General features: G+C 48.5%; 22 protein-coding genes. 10 read left to right on the top strand and 12 right to left on the bottom strand.

What is annotated here, in order from left to right:
• Nucleotides 1-35: 35 nt before the first annotated feature.
• Nucleotides 36-1,631: a PAS domain-containing protein gene (locus tag EXU85_RS00560; protein ID WP_142770215.1), complete on the bottom strand. Its 1,596-nt coding sequence runs from the start codon at nt 1,629-1,631 to the stop codon at nt 36-38.
• A 293-nt stretch (nt 1,632-1,924) separates the two neighbouring features.
• Here EXU85_RS00560 and EXU85_RS35705 point away from each other — a divergent pair, with 293 nt between their 5' ends.
• Entirely contained in the window at nt 1,925-2,083 is a 159-nt protein-coding gene (locus EXU85_RS35705; protein ID WP_246859381.1) for a hypothetical protein, read from the top strand.
• A gap of 307 nt (nt 2,084-2,390) precedes the next feature.
• Here the strand turns inward: EXU85_RS35705 and EXU85_RS00570 are convergent, their stop codons facing one another.
• The 5 genes from EXU85_RS00570 to EXU85_RS00590 all read right to left on the bottom strand — a co-directional run bounded on the left by EXU85_RS00570 (nt 2,391) and on the right by EXU85_RS00590 (nt 7,503).
• A complete protein-coding gene (locus tag EXU85_RS00570; protein WP_142770216.1) occupies nt 2,391-4,682 on the bottom strand; it encodes a hypothetical protein in 2,292 nt (763 codons plus the stop codon).
• A gap of 90 nt (nt 4,683-4,772) precedes the next feature.
• Nucleotides 4,773-5,381: a hypothetical protein gene (locus tag EXU85_RS00575; protein ID WP_142770217.1), complete on the bottom strand. Its 609-nt coding sequence runs from the start codon at nt 5,379-5,381 to the stop codon at nt 4,773-4,775.
• Between the two features lie 38 nt (nt 5,382-5,419).
• Nucleotides 5,420-5,917, bottom strand: coding sequence for a hypothetical protein (locus EXU85_RS00580; protein WP_142770218.1), 498 nt, complete (start codon nt 5,915-5,917; stop codon nt 5,420-5,422).
• A gap of 11 nt (nt 5,918-5,928) precedes the next feature.
• Nucleotides 5,929-7,083 (bottom strand): zinc-dependent alcohol dehydrogenase, encoded by a 1,155-nt coding sequence (locus EXU85_RS00585; RefSeq protein ID WP_142770219.1) that lies wholly within the window; start codon nt 7,081-7,083, stop codon nt 5,929-5,931.
• Nucleotides 7,084-7,122: 39 nt separating this feature from the next.
• On the bottom strand, nt 7,123-7,503 hold the full coding sequence (locus EXU85_RS00590; RefSeq protein WP_142770220.1) for a hypothetical protein: 381 nt from the start codon (nt 7,501-7,503) through the stop codon (nt 7,123-7,125).
• 179 nt (nt 7,504-7,682) lie between these two features.
• Here EXU85_RS00590 and EXU85_RS00595 point away from each other — a divergent pair, with 179 nt between their 5' ends.
• From EXU85_RS00595 to EXU85_RS00610, 4 genes are all read left to right on the top strand, one after another.
• A complete protein-coding gene (locus EXU85_RS00595) occupies nt 7,683-8,015 on the top strand; it encodes a hypothetical protein (protein WP_142770221.1) in 333 nt (110 codons plus the stop codon).
• A 104-nt stretch (nt 8,016-8,119) separates the two neighbouring features.
• Nucleotides 8,120-9,424, top strand: coding sequence for a sensor histidine kinase KdpD (locus EXU85_RS00600; protein ID WP_142770222.1), 1,305 nt, complete (start codon nt 8,120-8,122; stop codon nt 9,422-9,424).
• Nucleotides 9,425-9,643: 219 nt separating this feature from the next.
• Nucleotides 9,644-10,054, top strand: coding sequence for a response regulator (locus EXU85_RS00605; protein ID WP_142770223.1), 411 nt, complete (start codon nt 9,644-9,646; stop codon nt 10,052-10,054).
• A 38-nt stretch (nt 10,055-10,092) separates the two neighbouring features.
• Nucleotides 10,093-10,869 (top strand): LytTR family transcriptional regulator DNA-binding domain-containing protein, encoded by a 777-nt coding sequence (locus EXU85_RS00610; protein ID WP_142770224.1) that lies wholly within the window; start codon nt 10,093-10,095, stop codon nt 10,867-10,869.
• A gap of 15 nt (nt 10,870-10,884) precedes the next feature.
• On the opposite strand, the gene EXU85_RS00615 is transcribed toward EXU85_RS00610, so the two are convergent.
• Nucleotides 10,885-11,373: a response regulator gene (locus EXU85_RS00615; RefSeq protein ID WP_142770225.1), complete on the bottom strand. Its 489-nt coding sequence runs from the start codon at nt 11,371-11,373 to the stop codon at nt 10,885-10,887.
• Nucleotides 11,374-11,611: 238 nt separating this feature from the next.
• Between EXU85_RS00615 and EXU85_RS00620 the strand changes: the two genes are divergently transcribed.
• On the top strand, nt 11,612-12,859 hold the full coding sequence (locus tag EXU85_RS00620; protein WP_246859383.1) for a glycosyltransferase family 1 protein: 1,248 nt from the start codon (nt 11,612-11,614) through the stop codon (nt 12,857-12,859).
• A gap of 138 nt (nt 12,860-12,997) precedes the next feature.
• Here EXU85_RS00620 and EXU85_RS00625 read toward each other — a convergent pair whose 3' ends face one another.
• Nucleotides 12,998-14,170 (bottom strand): DUF4249 domain-containing protein, encoded by a 1,173-nt coding sequence (locus EXU85_RS00625; RefSeq protein ID WP_142770226.1) that lies wholly within the window; start codon nt 14,168-14,170, stop codon nt 12,998-13,000.
• Nucleotides 14,171-14,367: 197 nt separating this feature from the next.
• Here EXU85_RS00625 and EXU85_RS00630 point away from each other — a divergent pair, with 197 nt between their 5' ends.
• On the top strand, nt 14,368-15,093 hold the full coding sequence (locus EXU85_RS00630; protein ID WP_142770227.1) for a DUF72 domain-containing protein: 726 nt from the start codon (nt 14,368-14,370) through the stop codon (nt 15,091-15,093).
• Nucleotides 15,094-15,195: 102 nt separating this feature from the next.
• Here the strand turns inward: EXU85_RS00630 and glf are convergent, their stop codons facing one another.
• On the bottom strand, nt 15,196-16,311 hold the full coding sequence (gene glf, locus EXU85_RS00635; RefSeq protein ID WP_142770228.1) for a UDP-galactopyranose mutase: 1,116 nt from the start codon (nt 16,309-16,311) through the stop codon (nt 15,196-15,198).
• 260 nt (nt 16,312-16,571) lie between these two features.
• Between glf and EXU85_RS00640 the strand changes: the two genes are divergently transcribed.
• A complete protein-coding gene (locus tag EXU85_RS00640; RefSeq protein ID WP_168207716.1) occupies nt 16,572-17,063 on the top strand; it encodes a hypothetical protein in 492 nt (163 codons plus the stop codon).
• Between the two features lie 113 nt (nt 17,064-17,176).
• Here the strand turns inward: EXU85_RS00640 and EXU85_RS00645 are convergent, their stop codons facing one another.
• Nucleotides 17,177-17,782, bottom strand: a complete 606-nt coding sequence (locus EXU85_RS00645; protein ID WP_142770230.1) for a hypothetical protein — start codon at nt 17,780-17,782, stop codon at nt 17,177-17,179.
• 258 nt (nt 17,783-18,040) lie between these two features.
• Here EXU85_RS00645 and EXU85_RS00650 point away from each other — a divergent pair, with 258 nt between their 5' ends.
• Nucleotides 18,041-18,487 carry a hypothetical protein gene (locus EXU85_RS00650; RefSeq protein ID WP_142770231.1) on the top strand — a complete coding sequence of 149 codons (447 nt, stop codon included), beginning with the start codon at nt 18,041-18,043 and terminating at the stop codon, nt 18,485-18,487.
• 323 nt (nt 18,488-18,810) lie between these two features.
• Here the strand turns inward: EXU85_RS00650 and EXU85_RS00655 are convergent, their stop codons facing one another.
• The gene (locus tag EXU85_RS00655) at nt 18,811-19,287 is read right to left on the bottom strand and encodes a hypothetical protein (RefSeq protein WP_142770232.1); all 477 of its coding nucleotides are present in this window, start codon (nt 19,285-19,287) and stop codon (nt 18,811-18,813) included.
• A gap of 221 nt (nt 19,288-19,508) precedes the next feature.
• On the opposite strand from EXU85_RS00655, the gene EXU85_RS00660 reads away from it, so the two are divergent.
• Entirely contained in the window at nt 19,509-20,372 is an 864-nt protein-coding gene (locus tag EXU85_RS00660; RefSeq protein ID WP_142770233.1) for a M23 family metallopeptidase, read from the top strand.
• 159 nt (nt 20,373-20,531) lie between these two features.
• On the opposite strand, the gene EXU85_RS00665 is transcribed toward EXU85_RS00660, so the two are convergent.
• Nucleotides 20,532-21,260: a hypothetical protein gene (locus EXU85_RS00665; protein ID WP_168207717.1), complete on the bottom strand. Its 729-nt coding sequence runs from the start codon at nt 21,258-21,260 to the stop codon at nt 20,532-20,534.
• Nucleotides 21,261-21,668: the final 408 nt, after the last annotated feature.

Genomic DNA, 21,668 nt, shown 5'->3' on the forward strand with positions numbered 1-21,668 from the left:
GTTGGTAGCCGTACGTTTCCTGGCCTGTCTTGGGCCTAAACGGGAAAATAGGCACTAAAGGTAGTGCCCAGGCCAGGTTGGCTCGTGGCGGTAATGGCTCCTCCATGATTACTGACTACCTTTTCGCAAATGGCTAAACCCACTCCCGTACCGGCAAACTCGTTTTTGCCGTGCAGACGCTGAAAGACCTGAAAGATCCGATCCAGGTATTTTTCATCGAAACCAATTCCGTTATCAGTCACATCAAGGCGGTGGTAAGCCAGGGCAGGGCGTTTTGGGCTAACGCTGGCTGGCAGGTTTTCGAAGGCAACCCAACTGGCGCTCACTTCAATTAGGGACGCAACCTCAGGTCGACGAAATTTTAAGGCGTTACTGAGGAGGTTCCGAACCAGTTGCTGTAATTGTAAGCGGTCTCCTTCAAGTGTGGGTAACTTTCCAACCACAACACTTGCCTCACTTTCGGCGATCATCAAGTCCAGGTCGAGCAATACGGTCTGAACAATCGTGTCCAGCGATATGGGCGCACTGGTATCTCGGTGCGTAGAGATCCGTGAAAAGCTAAGTAAGTCCCGAATCAGCGTAGACATGCGGCTGGCCGCCGATTGCATTCGTTCCAGATAAACCAGTTCATCGCCTTCGGAACTGGCATACCTAGTCTTTAACAAATCGCCAAATTGCTGAATCTTACGCAGGGGCTCCTGTAAATCGTGGCTGGCAATGTAAGCGAACTGTTGTAAGTTTTCGTTGGATCGCCGTAAATCCTCATTCGAAATTTCCAACTGCTGGGTACGTTGCGTTACCTGCTGCTCCAGAGCGAATTGGGCCCGCCGTTGTGGGGTCACATCCTGAACCATGCCGCTAATCTTGTAGGCCTGACCGGCCTGATTGACATACGCTTTTCCGTGGGAGTGCAAAATTCGTTCTGCTCCATTGGAGTCTGATACGCGGTATTCAACATCATAATGTCCATCAGATCCGCCGGAAATGGCTTGCTGCATGGATGTCCGAACGAGTGCCCAGTCTTCTAACCGCACGAGTCGAAAAGCAAGCTCAGTGGTAATGGGTTCAGTGGGCCCAATGCCATGCCAGGCGCGTAGTCTGGATGAGTACTCAATATGGCCCGTGATCAGATCATAGTGCCAGGTGCCCAACTGGGCCAGCTCGATGGCCGATTGTAGTCCTTCCTGAGCCTCTTCTGTCAGTTGCCGGGTGAGTACCTGCTGGGTAATGTCCTGAGCGGTGCCCGAAAACCGATAAGCCCGTCCCTGCTCATCGAAATAGGCCTGCCCTTTGGCCAGTAACCAGCGGATCTGGGTATCATCCTGACGGATAATTCGGTACTCAATTTCATAGTGCCCGCCCGATTCTGGATTCAATGCCCACTGCATGGCTTTCTGAACCCGTTGCTGATCATCGGCGTGTACATACTGCATGAGCTGTTCGGGTGACTTAAAGTCCCGGACATCCGTTCCGGCAAACCCGTAGAGTTCTTGAGTGCGCTGATCCCACCAGGCAACCTGAGTCCGGAAGTTTAAATCCCAGGTACCAATACCAGCTGCCTGGAGGGCAAATCGCAATCGTTCATTTTCGGCCCCCTGGTCTTGGTTGGGGGGTGTACTACTAACTGCCATCCGTCTCCTGTATTAGTGCCTGATGATTGCTGCTCTGGTCATCTAGTTTACCTGTCTCAAGCTCAACTTTTCCTGGTGACGTTTGTTTGGTCAGGCTCTAGTTTATGGGCTAATGGTCAATTTTGTGCGATAAGGCCGCTCCCTCACTCGACGGTGTTTAGTTACAGCGGGGTATCTACAAAACAAGCGCTGGATGCCATGTCCCAGCTTGTTGAGTGGGTACAAAGTGAACAACTTCGCCAGGCGTTGCAGGGCAGGTTCATCAGCGTGAATCTGAAAGCCAGGTTACCCGATTGGAACAGATAGCCAAACAATTGGGTATTGACCCGGATGGCGAAACCTGTATGGCCATGGAGGAGGAGCCACAACAGCGTGCGCCGGGGGCGGAAGATTTTGATCCGCAGGTGTTCTCCGATATGGCTAAAAAGATGGGTATTAAATACGAATATTAAACGTCAAGCAGCCAATCTTTTTTACGATTTTCAGCACCCACTCCTGTTCCTGATTTTGTAAAGGCTTCACATAGGTGATGTAAATCTAGTATTTGGACGGCTTCTACCCCTAAATCCCCTGAAGGGGACTTTGTCTAAGCATGAGCAAAGTCCCCTTCAGGGGATTTAGGGGTAAAAAAGCTTACTAAAACTCCTAGTGGATCAATTTCTCAAGTCCCCTAAAAGAATAGGAATATGAGTGAGGGCTGGAAATATATAGAATCTGAATCCGTAAGCGGCTATTGGGGAAGTTGGATAACAACAGTAGCTATACCCCGGTTGAGCCCCGATTCCATTCCAGCCGGAGTCGTAAATGACCCTGAACCTGATACTCCTGATACGTTTTAGCGGTTTCGCTGGGCTTGAGTGGCTCATTGTTGGCAGCGTCTTCATCGTACAGATATAGCGTGGGGAGCGTTCCACTTTTAGCGAATAACCGTACCCGGCAAGTGCAACTGCTGGTGCCAGCCAGTCGAATCACCGCATAGCCACTCGTTTTCGTGATCAACTGGTATTCAGCCTGATAAACGGGATAATCCAAAAATACCATGATCGGAACATCTGGAAACCGCTTGTAGGCATAGCTGGTCAAAATATAGGCCAAAGCGCCCCCATACACTTCCTGCCCAACGGAACCGGCCTGTTTCCAGCCCGTCGGCATATCTTCCAGCGGAATGGGTAAGTCATGAATGATGCGCCCTTCCTTGGGGGATTGACTGACCGAATCAGCAGCCAGTTCCGATGGATAATAATAGCGGCCCCGGTGTAGCAAGTATTTCATATACTCCGAAAAAAACAGTCGGATGGAGTCGGGAACATCACGCCCTACCTCCTTGAGATAGTTGATCATGGTAGCCACAATTTCGCCCTCTTCGTAGGCCGCCAGATACGGGGCATCCCGGAGAGGAGCCACGCCCAGAAACGTACTCCGATCAGTGCCAAAGCCGAACTGACAGTCCCAGATCCAGAGCCGGGCAATAACGTTGGCCAGACCTAGTCGACTCAAATCGAAATACAATCGGTTGCCGGTAATTTTCCACAACTTGGCCAGCGTGAGCGCACTCATGATCGTGATATTGCTCTGATAGAGTAGTTCAAACCCTTTACCCCGGAGCCGCTCAGCCGAAGCGATGGCTTCGTCCAGGTAACGGGCTTCTTTCGTGAATTCATAGACCTGTACCATCACGTGGGTGTACAGACCAGCTACGTCCAGCTCCCCGCCTTTCCCGATATCGGTTTCGGCCTTGACCACCTCCAGCGTTCGTACATCGTAAAATACCGGCCAGTCATAGTTGAAATGATGAGCCGCCTTGATAACGAACTCCAGCGAGTTAACCAGTAAGTCCTTGGCCTGGGCATTGCCCTGATGGGCTAACCGGCCTAAATTCATCAATGTGTGTAACAGGTACCAGGAGTCGATCTTAGCTGGGTCCTGTTCCTCACTACGACTAGCCTTATCCTCGGTAAATGTACCGCCGGGTAACCAGCGCATGAGCGTTTGCCGGTTCTCATCATAAAACGAGGGCAGGCTCTGTTGCAGGCTCTCGACCAAGGGCACCGGTTTTTCACTCCAGTGCTGATACTCCCAGAGCGGCACCAGAATAGCCAGTTGCACCATGCTTTCGGGTGGCTTATAGGTTGCATCGACGTAGGCATTCAGATAGAAGTGCTTTTTAATCATTCGCCCGCAATCCGCCGATTCGCTTAAAGCCTCGATTGTTCGTTCGGCCGCTTTGGGCCAGTGATAATACTGGGTTTGGGATTTAGGAAGATGAAGATAAATGCTGGCCATCGCGTCCAGAAACTGGTCCGCGGCTTCGAACTCGCTTTGGGGAATCCGGTCGCTTAAATAAAGAAAGGCATCCGAGATCGTCAGTTCCTGTCCGGCTGGCAATGGAGAGGTGGCCGCTGGTAAGGCGAAGCCTACTTCGGGCCACTGCACACTGACTGTACCAGAGGGTTCGGTTTCTGTTGTCTGGAAATAGTCATTCAGCGCCGTAAAGTTCTGGAAGTATACCAAGGATCCTTCGGCTGGTTTGGCAACAGATAAATAGGCTAGTCCAGAGGTTGGCCCAGACTGTGTGACATAAACCATGCCCTGAGTTGTGGCCGGATTATAGTCCTTGTCCAACACATATACATCCTGTGGGAACGCCTGAACAGTAAAGGGCTGATTGGGTGTCAATGAAGTCGTATAGCGGAGTAGCGGGTAATCACTCCTGGGCAATTCGACGGTTACCTGAAATTGCCCAAGAGCGCCCTCAATCAGGTACTCGACTTTTGTCTTACTTATTTTACCCACCTTGTAGCCCTTGATCATCTGCGGATCAAAGCAGGTGCGAATGGCTAACTGGCCCAACTTGCCAATGGTGTACAGTAGCCAAAATGAATTGGTCGTCAGGCAAATAGCTAAGTGTCCCGTTTCAAGTTGCACATGGGCGTCGGCCCGGTGGGTAGCCTGTTTAAGCTGGTCATTGATACCCGTTACCCATTGGGATGTTTCTTCAGTTTTGGTAAAGGGTTGCCAGTAAGTCGGACTGTTGTACGATTTAGTACGCATTGGCTAGTGTTTGATCAACGTAGATTCTCTAGACTCTAATTGATTCTATCGCTTCTGATAATCAGTACAATAGGATCGGTAGAATCTAAATTAGGAGAGTACCAGGTAATCCGTTAGAAGTTGCCACTGGATTTTCTGATAAAATAGCCATCCTGTTTCGGCAATGAGCGTATTGACAAGGGCTCGATCGCCAGCCTGTGGCTGCTGGTTGTTAATGCCTTCCTGTTTGCCAATCTGGAATGCGCTGAGTGTACACCCCGCAACCTCTACCCGAAACGTGCTGCGAGCCTGATCATTAAAAAAATGCTCGATCTGGTCCGGCTTATTGGCCATCGGATCAGGGCTTGGTTGAACCGTGAACTCCGCCCGCGTTTTGTCTAACGACTTATGGATGACGCGCACCCAATTTTCGGGCGTTGGGCCAGGTAACAGAATCTGAATAAAATCGCCCACGTCGACCGGGCCGTCTGGTTTTGATTTGCCAACCGGGCTATACAGCGCAAAATCTGCCGAAATACTGGACAGGGCCGACCAGCCATTCACATTCAGTAGTTTCGCTACCGACGAGCCGAACGCTGCGCCTGCCGCCAATTCATCCGGAAACGTAGTGTGACTCACATAGATACTGTCTTTGGTTGCCTCGCCCTGCACTACGTTCGCTTCGTGTTGAAGCTGATCAACAATCGACTTAAGTTTCATAGTCTCCAGGTGTCTTGAATCCTTTTCGTACTGGCTCCTTACCGGATCGACTTTTTCTTTTTACGAGATAAAAGGGCGATCACTGCCGTGGTAACAACGACGCCAACCAATAGATTTTTTACCAGCCCTTCGCGGTTATATTTCCAGTCCGCTTTCCAGCCTTTCTCCGCAAAAATATTCGGTATGTGGCCTTGTCGGAGATCATCGACGATTCCTTCCACCACATTGATCCGGTCGGCCAGTAGCAAGGGAAGCCAGTGGCCGTATTCAGACTCACTTGACTTGAAGGCATACCGCCGAATGATGCCACTAAGACCAGATGGGGGAGAAGACGTGCCAAAAACAGCCGTGAGATTAGGCCGTTCGTTGGACTTAAGGACTTCTACCGTTACAGCTTGAAGCGGAGGCCTTTCCCAGTTGAGCCGCTGGTGGTCGTCACCCGTATAGTTTTTTATCGGGTGGGTCGGCTCATTGGTTGGGTCGGCATCCACCCCCCAGCCATTAATATGCGCATACTCGTTTGGCGTTGATTCCATGATTTGAGGGGTTATTTTCTGGCGGATGGCGGAATAAGAATAGGTTTGATGCAATTGTCCAGTTTGGCCGAAAAGATATGATAGGCATCGGCAACTTCTTCCAGAGGTACCCGGTGCGTAATGATTTCCTTTGGATTCAGTCGACCGGCCTGAATATGGTCGATGAGCCTGGGCAGCAGTCGTTTAACCGACGCCTGATTGGCTCGAATCGTGATGCCTTTATTAACCACGTTACCAATTGGTACCAGATTATCGGTAGGACCATACACACCCACAATCGACACAATGCCCCCTTTCTTAACGGAGTTGATTGCCCAGTGAAGCGCCGTGGCCGATCCTGCCTGGAGCAGTAATTTCTTTCCCGTGATGGTTTGTAAGGCACTGCCTGAGGCATCACCGCCCACAGCATCGATACAAACATCGGCCCCAAACCAATCGGTGGTTTTTTTGAGGAATAGAACCGGATCATCCATCGACTTGAAATTGTACGCTTCACACTGGGCATAGTTCCGAACGAAGTCGAGTCGGTACTCCAGATGGTCGATCACAATTACGCGGCCTGCCCCAAATAACCAGGCGCATTTGGCGGCCATGATGCCTACTGGGCCAGCCCCAAAAATGACCACGGTGTCGCCCATTTTGATCCCGCCCATCTCGGCGGCCTGATAGCCCGTTGGTACCACATCGGTTAACAGAACCGCATCATCATGATCCATCCAGTCCGGAATGATAGTGGGCCCCACATCGGCATAAGGAACCCGAACAAACTCTGCTTGTCCACCATCATAGCCACCCGCTGTGTGGGAGTAGCCAAATATGCCTCCCACGGCCGTAGCCTGCGAATTTGATTCGTGGCAGTTACCAAACAGCCCTTGCTTACAAAAAGCGCAGGTGCCACAGGCCACATTAAACGGAACGATGACGTTATCGCCAACGGCCAGTTTTTGAACCGACGAACCAATTTCTTCGACAACGCCAATAAATTCGTGGCCGAACGTCATCCCCACCCGGGTGTCAGGCACAAGTCCATGGTAGAGGTGCAGATCCGAGCCGCAAATGCAGGAACGGGTAACCCGAACAATGGCATCGCCGGGATGAAGGATTTCTGGATACGGTTTATGAGCAGCCCTGACCCGGAAGGGGCCTCTATAATTCATCGCTAGCATGAAGGTATGTCGTTTATGACTTATCTTTTTTTTACTTACTTATTGATTCCCCGTTTTCGATGAAGGATTTCCGGTTTTAGTAGTAGACTTGTGGCCAACACTTCGCTCCCGCTGAGCGGCATGACTTCCGGGTGTCTTAGCCTCTTGTGCTGCATCGGAGGTTTCAGGCCCACTGCTAACCGATGAGGGTGGTATTGGGCCGCTTTTCTTTGTTGACGTTTGTTTGCCAAACTGTTGTTTGTCCTTATTGTAGGGTACTCCCGTACCCTTAAGCTGGCTGTTATTCGCTTTGCTGGTCTGGCTGGTCGACAATGGCGCCTGTTTATCCGTCTTGCTTTGGGCACTTGTCCCTGACTGAGCCCATCCGCTTAGACTGCCTACCAGCAACGTCATGGCAACTGTCATTGTGAATTTTTTCATTTGTTGAGTTGGTTTACGCAGGAGATAATCACCTTACTAGCAAACCTAACCCATACAACACATAGCACATCTGCTGCCGTTGGTTGTAAGGCAACGGTACCCTACCATTGACAGGGCCGATGCCTCACACCTCATCGTTTATCTTGGGTCACTTCCGGATTGAACCGGGTTGAGTAGCTATGAAGTTTTATGTTCCCTTTACCATCGGTGTTTCGCAGGCAGAACAGATCTATGCCGTTAGTAAAAAACGACTCGATGAAATTGGATTTCGGGTTAGCGCCCGGCGTATCAAAAGCCTGTCTTATTGGGTCAATGGTCAACTGGTTTGTCAACAGGTTGGTGATCAGGCTGCTAATGGGGAGATCATTGCCGCCATTTTTGAGAGCGATGTTGGTTATTTTATCAGTACGTATACGGCCAATGAGGAATTGGCTGAATCCATGAGCGTTCGCTACTCCATGCTGATTATGCGTTCAACTGTGGAAGACATCGACAGGTTCGATCAGGAATAACCCATTAGATCACTTACCTGAAAATTGCCTGTCAATTAAGTACTAACCAGGGCGCGGATGAGTTTAGTTGAGTAGCGAAGCGGCTAGACAAGTACTATATCCTTATGGAACCCATTTTGTCAGATTCTCCCCAGCCCTTATCGGCTATTGTCGCTTATTTGTTCGCACAGCGGGAAACCATTTTAAACAACTGGCGAACGGTTTGTCAGGCAGATAGCACGTTAAAAAAAGGCTCCTCGTTGAGCCGGGAGGAATTCAATAATTTACTTCCCCTGATTTTAGACATTCTGGAAGCGCGTCTGCTCGGAAATGCTCCCGAGGCCGACCCGGCTCTGACGGCTCAGGCGCATGGTCTGCATCGCTGGCAAAAATCATTCTCCTTACTCGATACGATGCGGGAGGTTTCTCACTTAACCCAAATTCTATACGATGAATTGAAGCGCTTTCAGGGTTTATTTCCCCAAACAGATGCGCAACTCCTGCTGACTGTTATCCAGAAGATTTCCCAAATCATGCAGGAAGCCATGGAGGGTAGTGTGGTCAAATACGATGAATTGCAACGACTGGAAGCCGTTCAGCGGTCGGCTACACTTCAGCAGGTTATCGAAAAAATGACGGCTTTATCGGATCAACGGATCAATATGCTTCGAACATCCACCCATGACCTACAGGGCGGCTTAGGCATCATTAACGGGGCGGCTTATATGCTCAAACTGGAGGGATTGCCGGACGACCAACGACAGCAGTATCTGGACATGTTGAGCCGTAATCTGGCTAATGTGGAGGTAATGCTGGCAAATTTAATGGACCTCTCCCGGTTGGAAGCGGGCGAAGAAAAACTGCAGCTTGAGTCGATTGATGTGGCTCCGTTCCTGCATGAAATGGTCCAGGCCGGGCAGCCACTCGCTGCTGAACGAAACCTGTTACTCAGGGCCGAGGGGCCTGCCTCGTTATCTGTCGAAACTGATCCTGTCAAACTGCAACGGATTGTGCAGAATCTATTGCTGAATGCCTTAAAATATACCGCCAGCGGATTTATCTCGATTTCCTGGGCGCTGGAGAATGATGCCCGCTGGATCGTGAGTGTTCAGGATTCGGGGCCGGGTTTGCCCTCTACACTAGCAGGCGTATTTGGTGATCAACTAAAGCCGACCGTTGAAGCAACCAGCGTCCTGTCGGTAAATGCGGCAGAGCCTGTGGCCGTTTTGCCCACCAATGTGCCAACCATTCCTTCGCCTGATCAACTGAATGAATTAGGCCATCAGGTTAATCAGGGGGAGGGAATTGGGTTACAAATTGTGAAGCGATTGTGTGAACTATTGAGTGCTAATCTGGAAATCGAAAGCATTTCGGGCCGGGGTACCTTATTTCGTATTCGCCTACCCTTGCGTTATACCTCTAATAAGTAGTTGACTACGAATCCTGCCTGTGTATCAACCACTATACAAGTACTTACGTATTGACATGAACACCTATAGTAACTTCTTTTCGCCTGAACTATCCCACTTTTTGCAAGGCGAGACACCAGTTGAAAACTAGTCCTGAGGGCCTTTTCTTTAGCAACTCCCTGGCTCCATCCCTTAGCTAGTACGTTAGTTATGTTTTTAACCATTAGTTAAGTCTGCCTGATGAAGCCTTTAATTTATGTAATCGATGATGAAGCCGATTATCTTCAACTGGTTCGCTATGTATTTGGTGAATTCTTGCCTGAGTATACCGTTTTGTCGTTTCCAGGCGGTGAGGCTATGCTAAACAGCCTGGAGACGGATCTGAAACGGCCCGCTTTACTGTTGCTTGATTTACACATGCCCGGTATGAGCGGCCTACAGACGCTGGGGCAACTCAAGACCCGAGCAGACTGGAAACTAATTCCGGTCGTGATGGTAACCAGTGCCACTTCAGAAGGCGAAATCCAGGCGTGTTATCAGGCAGGTGCCAATTCCTGTCTGGTAAAACCCATGAGCATACTATCCATGACGAAGCTATTTAAACAGGTCTGTGCCTACTGGGTTAATACCAGTGGGTCAGTAATTCCCTGATCACCTGTGATTTTCTCTACCTACAAACCGAAACAAACGTGCTATTAATTCACCAACTTCTTGAACAGCCGTCCTTACTGGCCTACTTCATTGGAGCGGATAATTATGCCTGGCTTCAGTTTCGCAGTGGCGAACGACGATTACTGGCCAAACCACTAATTTATTTCGAAGAACGGCTCCCGTCTTTCATTCGCATTCACAAAACAGCCCTCATTAACCCGACTTGCATAGCCCATATCCAACAGCCGCCCCGGCCTAAAATGGCAGGATCGGTACGGTTGGTGGATGGCACGGAACTACCCGTGAGCCGTCGGCGATGGCGGCAGGTAGCTCAGTTCTTACAAACTGGCAGTGTGCCAGTTCAAGTCGATAGTTCCCCGTTAGCTATTCAGGCCGACCTGAACGAAGTGACACCACTCCAGATACAGGTAATTATGAGTGGAGATACCTTACTGTTAACAGAGCAGTGCCTTCGTGAACTAGGCGTACCCTATGTATTGCAATCGGCCAAAATAGGGTCAGAACTGGCCTCTGCCTTACTGCTTAGCCCATCCATACAGTGGCCAAAACTCATTCTTATTGATTCCCGATTGAACCGGACTGATAGCCTGTTGACGTTACAAACGCTGAAGGGAAACGCTCGCTTGCGGGCAATTCCAGTGATTTATCTGATACCCCCGACAGAGAATATGATGCAGGCCTACCAACTGGACGCCAATTCGGTGGTAGTTATTCCCGACGATCCAAGTGCACTGGCTCGAATCCTCAACCAGGTAGTCGATTATTGGCTGAGGATCGTTCAATTGGTAGACTAACCAAACCGCTTTCGGCTAAAATAAAGAAATTTCCACCTTGGGTAACGTAACCGTTTCCCACCAATACGTGCGCAGGCTTTGAAAATAACGCAGCCAGTCGGCAGCCAACCGGGGTTTTATTAAATACGATGAGCAGCCGCGCTGGTAGGCTTCGAGAATATCCTGCTGGTTACTAGATTGACTTAATAGTACAACTGGTATTTTGCCCATGGCTGCTGGCATCGCTTTAATTTGCTCCAGAAGTCGCCAGCCATTCTGGCGTTCGGGCAGGTACAGATCCAGCAGAATTAGTTTCGGATAGTTCCATTCTTCGGTGCGGCACTGGTTCAAAAAGAAAAGAGCTTCGGCTTCGGAAGACACCAGCGCAGCGTTTACTTCAGGCAAACACTGGCCGATCGAATCCTTCATTAGCTTCCCGTGGTCGGGATTATCTTCAATAATTAATAGGTTGGCATTTCTAAAATTATCCCGAAGGGCTGGGTTAGTAGAGGCTAGATTTTTCATGAACGTTAATTAGGTGTTTTAGTAGTCAAAAATACAACATAATGTAGCTAAAAACTAGGGACTTACTAGATAAATAGGCTCATTTTAAACTAAGCTGATCGGCTACTGGTAGGAGCCGTTCCCTCACTTGCAGACGAAATGGGGCCATTAAAATTCGGTCCAATGGGTTGAGTTTATAATAAGTTCTCTACTTAACTAAACTGGCTCCTGTAGCCGATTAGCCCTGACCCGCTTACGTATGAACTCAATGTCTGAACCGGCCCCAACCTTACCGTACAAGGGTAAGCAATCCCAATCCATCCTTCATAAACGGCCAACCCGATTGGCTGATTCTACGTCAATAGCTAGTCCAGGCTCAGCACCGGGATTTACGAATCTACTTTGTTTTGCCCACCTTCGATGGAATTTTGTTTATCAACGCCCACAGCACCTCCTTAGCCGAGCGGCCCACCAGTGCCGGGTTTGGTATATAGAAGAGCCCGTCTGGCAGGATAAGTTAGCCCTCGACATACGTAAAGTGTCTGAAAATATTACTGTTGTGGTGCCCCAGCTGCCCCGCGGCATTGACGAACCAACGGCCATTCGGCTCCAGCGGCAGTTAGTCGATCAATTAATTGATCAGCAGACGATAATCGATTATATGACCTGGTACTACACTCCAATGGCACTTCCGTTCACGGATCATCTTCGCCCAAAGTTGGTTTTGTATGATTGCATGGATGAATTGTCGGCCTTTCTGGGTGCGTCGCCACAGTTGATTGAGCAGGAGCAGCGGCTACTGAACCGGGCCGATGTGGTGTTTACCGGGGGCTATAGCTTATATGAAGCCAAGCAAAAACGTCATCTGAATGTGCATGCGTTTCCAAGCTGTATCGATTATGATCATTTTTCTCAGGCCCGAAAAAGCGCCGGACACACCGGTCTGGATGATCCGCACGATCAGGCAGCCATTCAGGGGCCGCGGATCGGCTACAGTGGTGTCATTGATGAACGACTGGATCTGGAGTTACTGGATAATCTGGCAAAACAGCAGTCCGATTGGCAGTTCATTTTATTGGGGCCAATTGTCAAGATCGACCCCGCTACGTTGCCAAAGGGCTCTAATCTTCATTTCCTGGGCATGAAAGCGTATACCGAGTTGCCCGCTTATTTTAGCAACTGGCAGGTAGCTATGATGCCCTTCGCCATCAATGAGGCAACACGGTATATCAGTCCAACGAAAACCCCGGAGTATTTGGCCGCTGGTTTACCAGTTGTGTCAACCCCGATCCGGGATGTGGTACGCACCTATGGTGGTTGGGATCGGGTGGTTATTGCCGATTCTGTATCTGCTTTCCAGCGCGGTATTTCTCTGGCATTGCAGCAGCCATTGGGCAATGATGAATTGGCATTGGACCAGTTTTTACGTAAACAGTCCTGGGACCGGACTTGGCAACACATGTATCGTATCCTTAATGAACAGACTGCTCCTGTAACCTGGGCGTAGTCCACTAAACCATTACCCTCGCGTCAACTTGCCTCCTGACTAATCAGCGTTATAGAGCCGGCCTGGGGATAGTAATAACCAACTGTGGGGCAGAAGGTTGTACTTTTTCGATGCCGGTTCTATAGCGAGAGTGGCTGTTTAATCTTGCCAGCCTTCGGGTTTATACGGTGTTCGGCTATCACTGGAGACGCAAACGGCCAGGGGAGGGCGATCCCGACCAGATGGGGGTTCATTATAGGGAGGATGTCCGTTCATGGCTACAAATAAGCCAGGGGCAGTACCAGTGGCATCACTTCGGGTTAACCAGTAACGAACGGAAGAAACACTCGATACGGTGAAATAACCCACTACGGGTTCATTTTGCTTAGCCACATTATGCACGTTGCCGACTAACAAAGCAGGCTGGCCGCCCGCCACACCGCCTGTAGTCTGGGTCTGGTCGTTCAATCGCTTCAGGTAATCGTAAGCCTTTTTTGTTAGGGAACTTTGCCTAAGTTCAATCAGGCAAGCTTCTTGCGAGTACAGAGGTACCCGGCCAATGCGTATGCCTTTGACTGGATTCCCATTGCTGTACGCATCATTGAATAAAACCAAATCATGACTGTAAAGAATTTCCCAACAGGTCGTTCGACAATTGTAATCAAAAGTAGCCGCGTAGGAGTAGTTTAAATTAAAACTGACACAATCTTCGATTAGCTTACCTTGAGCATCCTTGATTTGGTAAAGTCCGCCATTGCAACTCCGGCACCATTCCTGTCGTTCCCAATCAATCCAGTCCCACCGGTAATAATTGGTTTGGTCAGCCGGATCGGTAAAGTCCACGTAGAAATCATGAGCCGCCGTGTACGTATTGTTTAACCGCTCTGTTGCACTTAGACTGGTGGGATTAAACAAGGCACGCACTTGCCCAATGGGAGCTACAGGCTGTAAGTGCTCCGGGTTTGATTCGTATCGGGTGCCATCCGATAGTGTGAACCTGAGTTGGTAAACATGACCAACTTGCCCCTTGAAGTCGGCGGGTAGTTGATAGCGGCCATCGGTCGTTTCCTCACAGATCACGACCTCTACTGAATCAACAACGATCTGCACGTTCGCCTTAGTAACGGGTACGTACCCAAATCGACCCGTAAGTCGATCTGCCTGGGAGCGATTCAGCCGAACAACCTGAGTCTCTGCTTTATCGGTAATGGTGCAATCAACAATTAAGACATTCAACGAGCTATTGATGGTTGATTCAACCGGATCCACACAGGTAAGTAAGCTTAGACCAGTGCTTAAGCAAATCAACAACTTCACCGCCAGTGAGCGCATAGTTAGCTAAAAACAATCCATCTGGTAAAGAGGATTAGTAGTCTAACCTACTTCTATTCTGTAGCTTCTATGGACGAATGAAATTGTGCCCCAATGCCGACAATTTACTTTTTCTATTGTTCACTTAGCTGATTCCTGATTATCAGGCTTTTGTGTTGCCTAAAAGCCTGACGAGACTTGCCTTACTATACTCCTCTATGAATAACATACAAATTGGCACTTGCGGGCTTAGCGGATCTAAAGCAGGGTATGCCGAGCTATTTTCCTGCGTTGAGATTCAACAAACCTTTTATCAACCGCCCCAACTTAACACGCTGGAGCGCTGGCGGAGGGAGGTGCCAGCTGATTTTGAATTCACACTGAAAGCGTGGCAACTCATTACACACCCAGCCAAAAGTCCAACCTATAAACGGCTGAAACGAAAATTATCGGAGCAGGAGCAGGCAGAGGCTGGATTTTTCAAGCCGACTGTCCTCGTCGATGAGGCCTGGAAATACACACTGGCCTGTGCGCAGGCATTGGGCGCTAAAATGATTCTATTTCAATGTCCAGCCAGTTTTACACAGACGTCAGAACATATCCACAATCTAGTTCATTTCTTTTCCCGTATTGATCGGAGCGGCTTTACCTGCTGTTGGGAACCTCGTGGCCCCTGGGATAAGCACGTTATAAAAGATCTGTGTGAAGATCTTCAGTTGTGGCATGTGGTCGATCCGTTTGTCACGACAACCATGACCCCGGAACAGTGCTACTTTCGGTTGCATGGTCGACAGGGCTGGCGGTACCAATATGAGTCTGATGAATTAGCGGACTTAGTGGAGCTGTTACCAAAGGAAAAAGCCGGATACGTTTTCTTCAACAATATTCACATGCGGCAAGACGCTTTGGTATTAAAGAAACTACTGGAAGCAAGTGTTCATTGAGTCAGGGCTTTCGCAAAAAGGCGTGCCACCATCGCGGAGGCACGCCTTTTTGCGTAACTTCACCACCTTATGCGCCGGCATCAGGGGTAAAATGAATTAGCCCTATACTACGTCATGGAACGATTCTGCCCCTACTAGTTTCTTATAGAGTGTTAACGCCTGCGCCACAACCTGATCCATATTGTAGTAGCGGTATGTTCCTAACCTTCCTACGAAATGCACATCCTGTAGTGAGTCTGCCAGTTGCTTGTATTGACGATAAAGCTCCGCGTTTTCAGGACGTGGCACCGGATAGTAGGGGTCGCCTTCATCCTGCGGGTATTCGAAGGTAAGGCTGGTTTTGGGGTGTTGCTGGCCGGTTAATTTCTTATACTCTGTAATGCGGGTATAAGCATGGTCGTTGGGATAATTGACTACCGCAACGGGCTGATAATCGGCTACATCCAGCGTTTGATGGTCAAACCGAAGGGATCGATAGGGGAGCTTGCCATAACAATAATCAAAATATTCATCGACTGGACCCGTATAGATCAGCTCATCGAATGAGATCTGGTCTTTTACCTCCTTAAAGTCGGTGCTCAGCATCTGATGGATATTGGGATGAGCTACCATCTTTTCAAACATCTTTGTATAGCCCTGAAGCGGCATGTACTGAAATTCGTCCGTAAAGTAGCGGTCATCCTGATTAGTGCGGGTCGGAATTCGGGAGGTCACCATTTTGTCCAGTTCCGATGGGTCAACCCCCCACTGCTTCCGGGTATAACCCCGGAAGAATTTTTCGTACAGATCACGACCTACCTGACTCACTACAACATCTTCGGATGTCCGGATGTCATTGACCGGTTCACCTACCGACTTGAAATAGTCGGCCAACTCCTCGGACGTAAACGTATAGCCGTAGAGCTTGTTGACCGTATCGAGATTGATTGGAATGGGAAGCAGTTGACCATCTACCGAAGCCAGCACCCGGTGTTCATAGGGTCGCCATTCGGTAAACTGCGATAGGTAAGCGAACACATCGGGCGAATTGGTGTGAAAGATATGCGGCCCGTACTGGTGAATCAGGATACCCTCTTCATTGGGGCAATCATACGCGTTACCGCCTATATGGGGTCGTTTGTCGATCAATAATACTGTTTTTCCCGATTGACTGGCTAAACGCTCAGCCAGGACACTTCCGGCAAAACCGGCACCCACAATAGCAAAATCGTATGTCATAAACAGAAAGTATAGTATGAATGGTACTATTCATATAAGATCAACATCAGGGCTTACACAACGGCTTTTCGAATCGTTCCTGTGTGAGGGAACGGTCCCTGTTAGCCACGACCTATTCAACTCTATAGAGGTCCATTCCCTAACTTTATAGTGCATTGCGAGCGTATCTATGTTGTCATAAAGAGACCTCAAATTTTGCCATGAAACGTGTATATGGGTCATCTCAGCCTTTAGCAGGTTTATACCTCTGGTTAGACAGGATGAAGCATTCTGTCTGCTTTGGAATCCTGCCATGCTTTCTCTTCGTTGGCTGTACCAAAAATTCCATTTCGAATTGGTTTGTCGAAGAAGTCTCAAAACCTAATGCCACCGAGGTTACCGCCGTGCGTCTAACGCCAGCCTATACGATTCTGGATGTACAATTTACCAATCCTGGAAAAACCTTTTATACCCAAAAAAAGCAATCCTTACCAATTGGCTACATTTGTGTCAGCCCCAATAGTAAGCTAATTGCTTCATCGGTAAATCGAACTTATTCACTCATCAAAGCGAAAGGCATTCGCCTATTACCTCATGTCGTCAGGGTAGATCCTTTTGAACAGGTGAGCTTCTCGCTGTATTTTGAGCGTCTGGATAAAGGAATTGAATCCTTTGACTGGATTGACACAATCGTGACTGACACGCATACGTTTCACTATGAATTTCCTGGTTTGTCTGTTGAGAATCCAGGTGATAATACCCACGCTCGCTAGCCATGGGCAACCTACAGCCCCAGCTTATTAAATGGTGATTTAGCCACTCAAATCATCAGGTGTTTAGGCGTTAGTCTATAATTGACGCGACCCACTCTTAGTAAAGTTTTTACTTAACTGCGAAAGGTGGTAATACCCTCTTCGTAGATGCGTACTCCTGGTATTTCCCGCACACCATTGGCGATATCGGCTTTAATAGCTGTTTCATCAATGACCCAATATCCGTTGGGCACTTGATTGGGGTCCAGGATGTCAAAGGTCCACCGCATTTGTACGCCTTTCGGTTTAGCAACCAGAGCGACTTCCGGAGTGAGCCAGTTGGTCTCCCCAGGCTTAGCCAGCGAGGCTTGCTGAGCGGCCTCCGTCTGCTGGTGTTCCCGCACACGCAGGAGTTCCCGGTTATAATGCTCTACAGCATCTTTAAGGGGTTGCATAGCTGCCAGGATAGGAGCCGTCATTTCCTTTTCCAACTCCATCCATTCATGTTTCTGCTGATCGAGTTGACGCGTAATCTTGAGCCGTTCTGCCGCCACAAGTTTAATCAAATCGTGCCCCTGAGCAACGTGCTTGATAAGGGCTTCCTGTTGCTCAGGAGTTCCACATACAGCGGGTTGTCGACGTAAGAATGTTACGTAATCCGAAAGTGTTGCCTGAAGTTGCTGGCGCCCGCTGGAATCATTGAGTGAGAGGCCAGTGGCTGGAGTAGTTTGGGTAGTCATACTGCTAAAAGCAATGAAGAGGTATAAATGTTGGCTAAATCATATAGCTGGTTAATTATTATACTTCCATGAATAGGGCAAGGAGAACGAGACACTTAACTACCTGGCTACCGAATCGGCCTGTTTAGCCATTAATTCAATTCCGCTTTAGGTTGGTTAAGCGGGACTATTAAATGACTTGTATAAACAATCCGGTATAGCCGCTGTTAGGAAGTATTAACTCCGCGGTTTTGTCCGCTAGCTAAAACCCAGATGATCATGTTTGAAACCATCTTGAATCTTGTCCGCCAGCATGCTGGACAGTCTGTTGTTAACAACTCAGCCATTCCCAATGAGAAGAACGATACGGTTCTGCAAACGGTCACCAGTAGCATCATGAACGGATTGGGCCAGCAAGCACAGAGTGGTGGCTTAGGTAGTTTATTAGGAATGGTAACTGGTCAGGGGGGAAGTGTAGATGACCATCCTGTCTCCCAGGGGGTTCAACAGACGGTACAACAGGACCTGATGAGCAAATTGGGAATCTCACCCCAGGTAGCTATGTCGGTGGCCGCAGCTATAGTACCCATGGTACTCAGTAAGTTGATGCATAAAGCCAATGACCCTACTGATTCAAGTGTTGATGCCGGAAGTTTGCTCAATTCACTGGGTGGTCAGGGAGGTGGCCTTGGCAACATACTCGGTGGTCTGTTCGGTGGCCACTAAAATCGCTCTCAACTGGTCAGGCAGAGATCAGCGATGATAATTTGAGTTGAGACTGCTAATCAATCAGGCATACGAAAGCAGAATTAGCCTCCTCTACGGTGGTGACTTTCTTTGTGTAATGGAATCTAAATGATATTGACGCATAGTTTAAAGCCCGTGATGCACTCTGCAACCGGGCTTTTTTATGACGTTCAGGCTCAGGCAGGTTTCTATCTATCCATATTGAGTTAGCTCAAGGGTAATCAAAAGAGAGGGGGCTTTCCTAAACTTGGAAGAAGCGAATGGGAGGGGCAACCGATTGGTCTACTTGATCCATGTCGGTTTTATCGCTTTGAGTAGGCTGTAATGGTCGTAACCATCGGTACCGTTAAGGCATGAGCCAGTTCGTCAAGCTGGGTAAAAGCGGGTCCACGCATATCATTCTTACCCGTTCGGTAATCAATAGGCTTCCCTTTATCCACAACAGTCTTTTTTCGACGGGTAAACTTTAGTGTGTTTCGCAGCACACCCGTAATCTTAATGGTTCCTTGATGAATGACGAGGTTGGCAGAATAGTGAAAAGCAGGCGAATCGGGCAAGGGCCGTTCAGTGGTGATAAACAGCAATAGGGCTTTGTCTGATTTAAATGTATATCCCTCTTCAAGCAGCGTATGGCCAATCGTTCTGTACATCACCGAATCGGGCAGTGTGGTGGTTAACTCAATGACCTTAGCTCCCCGAGCGGGCTCTAACGGTTGTGCATAGACCGCTACTTTTGCCAGAAGAAAAAGAAACAGTAGTCCACTTGGGCGATGATTCATCGGCGATGATTTTGTAGTGTCCCGGAAACAAGAAAGTTATCACGACTGACTAACCCCTAAAGAGCAAAAGTCTGAGGTGGACGGCCATAATTACCCCTAAAACAATAGACGGTGGGAACAGTTTATAAACTGCTGATTTCCTCAGAGAAGCCAACTGCTTTTAAGTCGTTGGTTTTTTAATTTCCTCTGAATTTGTTGCAACCATCTTGACTCTTCATTCCATGCATATTCTACTTTTGCTCTCCCTATCAGGCTTCTGGCTCAACGTATCGTCAGATCGACTCCATACTCCTAAAGCTGCTTTGAAAGCGGAGCCTAAATCGGTGAGCGTAGCACAAGGTGAGGTAGCCCGCTGGGCAGGAAACTGCCTACGCTGTAGCTTTGAGAAACGAGCCTGGTCGGCCGTTAACGGTACCTGCTACTACCCCGTTGATATGGATATGAAACCGGGCTCGTATACTATCTCCCGCCGAACGACCGGTGGAAAACTGGAAACGGCTACCATTCATGTCGCCACTAAAGCCTGCGTCCAGGAAGATATAAAAAACTTTCCCAAGAAGGAATACGTCAATGTATCCCCTCAAAATCAGTCTCGTGCTGCTAAAGAAGCCGCTATTGTTAATCCTCTGATTCGCTATAAAGCAACCGTGCGTCCTGCCGTTTTCGATCTGCCGGTGGGTAAGCCTGCCAGTCCACTGCCAAAAGGGGAAGGCAACTTTGGTGCTTGCCGGACGTTTGATGGCCAGCCCCGCGATCGGCATACGGGACAAGACTATCCAGTTGAGCTAGGCGAGTCTGTATTAAGTGTTGGAAATGGCCGTGTATTGCTGGCGGCCAACCAGTTCTATAGCGGAAATGCAGTCTACATTGACCACGGCAATGGCTTAATTTCAGAGTATTTTCATCTGAAGAGCTATTCGGTTAAACCCAATCAAACTGTTACCAAGGGACAGAAGATTGGCCTGGTTGGAGAAACGGGTCGGGTAACGGGTCCTCACCTGCATTTTGGGGTACGCTGGCACGGGGCTTGTATCAATCCAGGCTTTTTACTAATTGATCCTTCTGACATGCAGCAAGTTCAATAAAGGAGAGCCAATAGTCCGGTCGTTCTTTCGGTTGAAGAAATCAACTGGTTTTGTACAAAAAAGGGCACCAGGAACCGGGAGCATAGCAGCTGGATGAGAAATCATGGCTGAGATGTTCGTTGATAAGAAAACAAATCTCTGTAGAGGATTGATCGGATTCTATTTGCGACGCAGCACAGGCTTGCTTCCTGGCTGACTCGTATAAACGCGACTACTAGTTGTTCTGGTACGAGTAGAATCTACAGTTCCAGTGGCGATACCCCGCGTGGCAGCTTCATAACGATCATACGTAGGCCCCGTATAGCGCGTAGGAATAAATGGATTCCCTGATTTTGAGACTTCAGTGATATAGTAAACGCCTGCATAGCCAATTTGCCCCAACATGTCGATGCGCCAATAACTGTAATCATGCCGCCTTACCTTTAGAACGGCTCCTTTAGGTAGCTTGAATAGCGTCTCGGATCGTGAATTTGGTTCTTTTTGGATAGGGCACGACACACTAACCCGCCCGTACCAGGTAGTTGTATCGGGTGGGAGAGGAGGGGAAGCCACTCCCTTACTCTTGATTTCATCAATCGGTTTGTGGGGATAATTGCGGCTTTTAAACGTTTCGTAATCCTTTTCAAGGAAAATGTAAGGGATATAGCCAGTCCTGTTATTGTAGATTACTTTATAGAATTCGCTATCTTTTTGAATAATACTTACCTCTGCCTGTGCAGGCACTGTTACTAAAGTTGGAGAGGTGATAACAGGCTTTTCTTTTAAGGGGGCGTCTGCTAATATATTCTTGCTAAGAGGGTATCTAAATTGATATCTGTCTTGTAGTGTGTCGCTTTGGGCTAACCCAGTTTGGGACAGCAAAAGCAATAAAAGCACGACAGTTTTCATACTACATCGTTCCCGCACAAAGCATACCAATTCTCTCGGCTACACAGGGCGATTTTACTAAACGGTTATAGACTTACCTATTATTTTAAAATGAAACGACTATTTAGGTAATATGTTACTCATTGGCTCGATTATTGCCTATTTTGTTTACGATTGTATCTCGATAGGCGGGGTTACAAGTTCTTATGGGTTAGGTTTAAAACGCTGACCTTACTAAGGTCGGCGTTTTTTGTTAGCACGAGCCCTGAGAAATTTATCAGAGACTCCCGTAGATGTAAATAAATCAGCCTCGCTATACTTAGCGGGGCTGATTACTTTTTTGGGGCTATGGTTAATTTATAGTCAATGGATTGATTTCTAATTCACTAGTTACCTGAGCCTTACACTTCTTTATAGTTGCTGAAGAGA

Source organism: Spirosoma sp. KCTC 42546 (genome assembly GCF_006965485.1).
GTDB lineage: Bacteria > Bacteroidota > Bacteroidia > Cytophagales > Spirosomataceae > Spirosoma.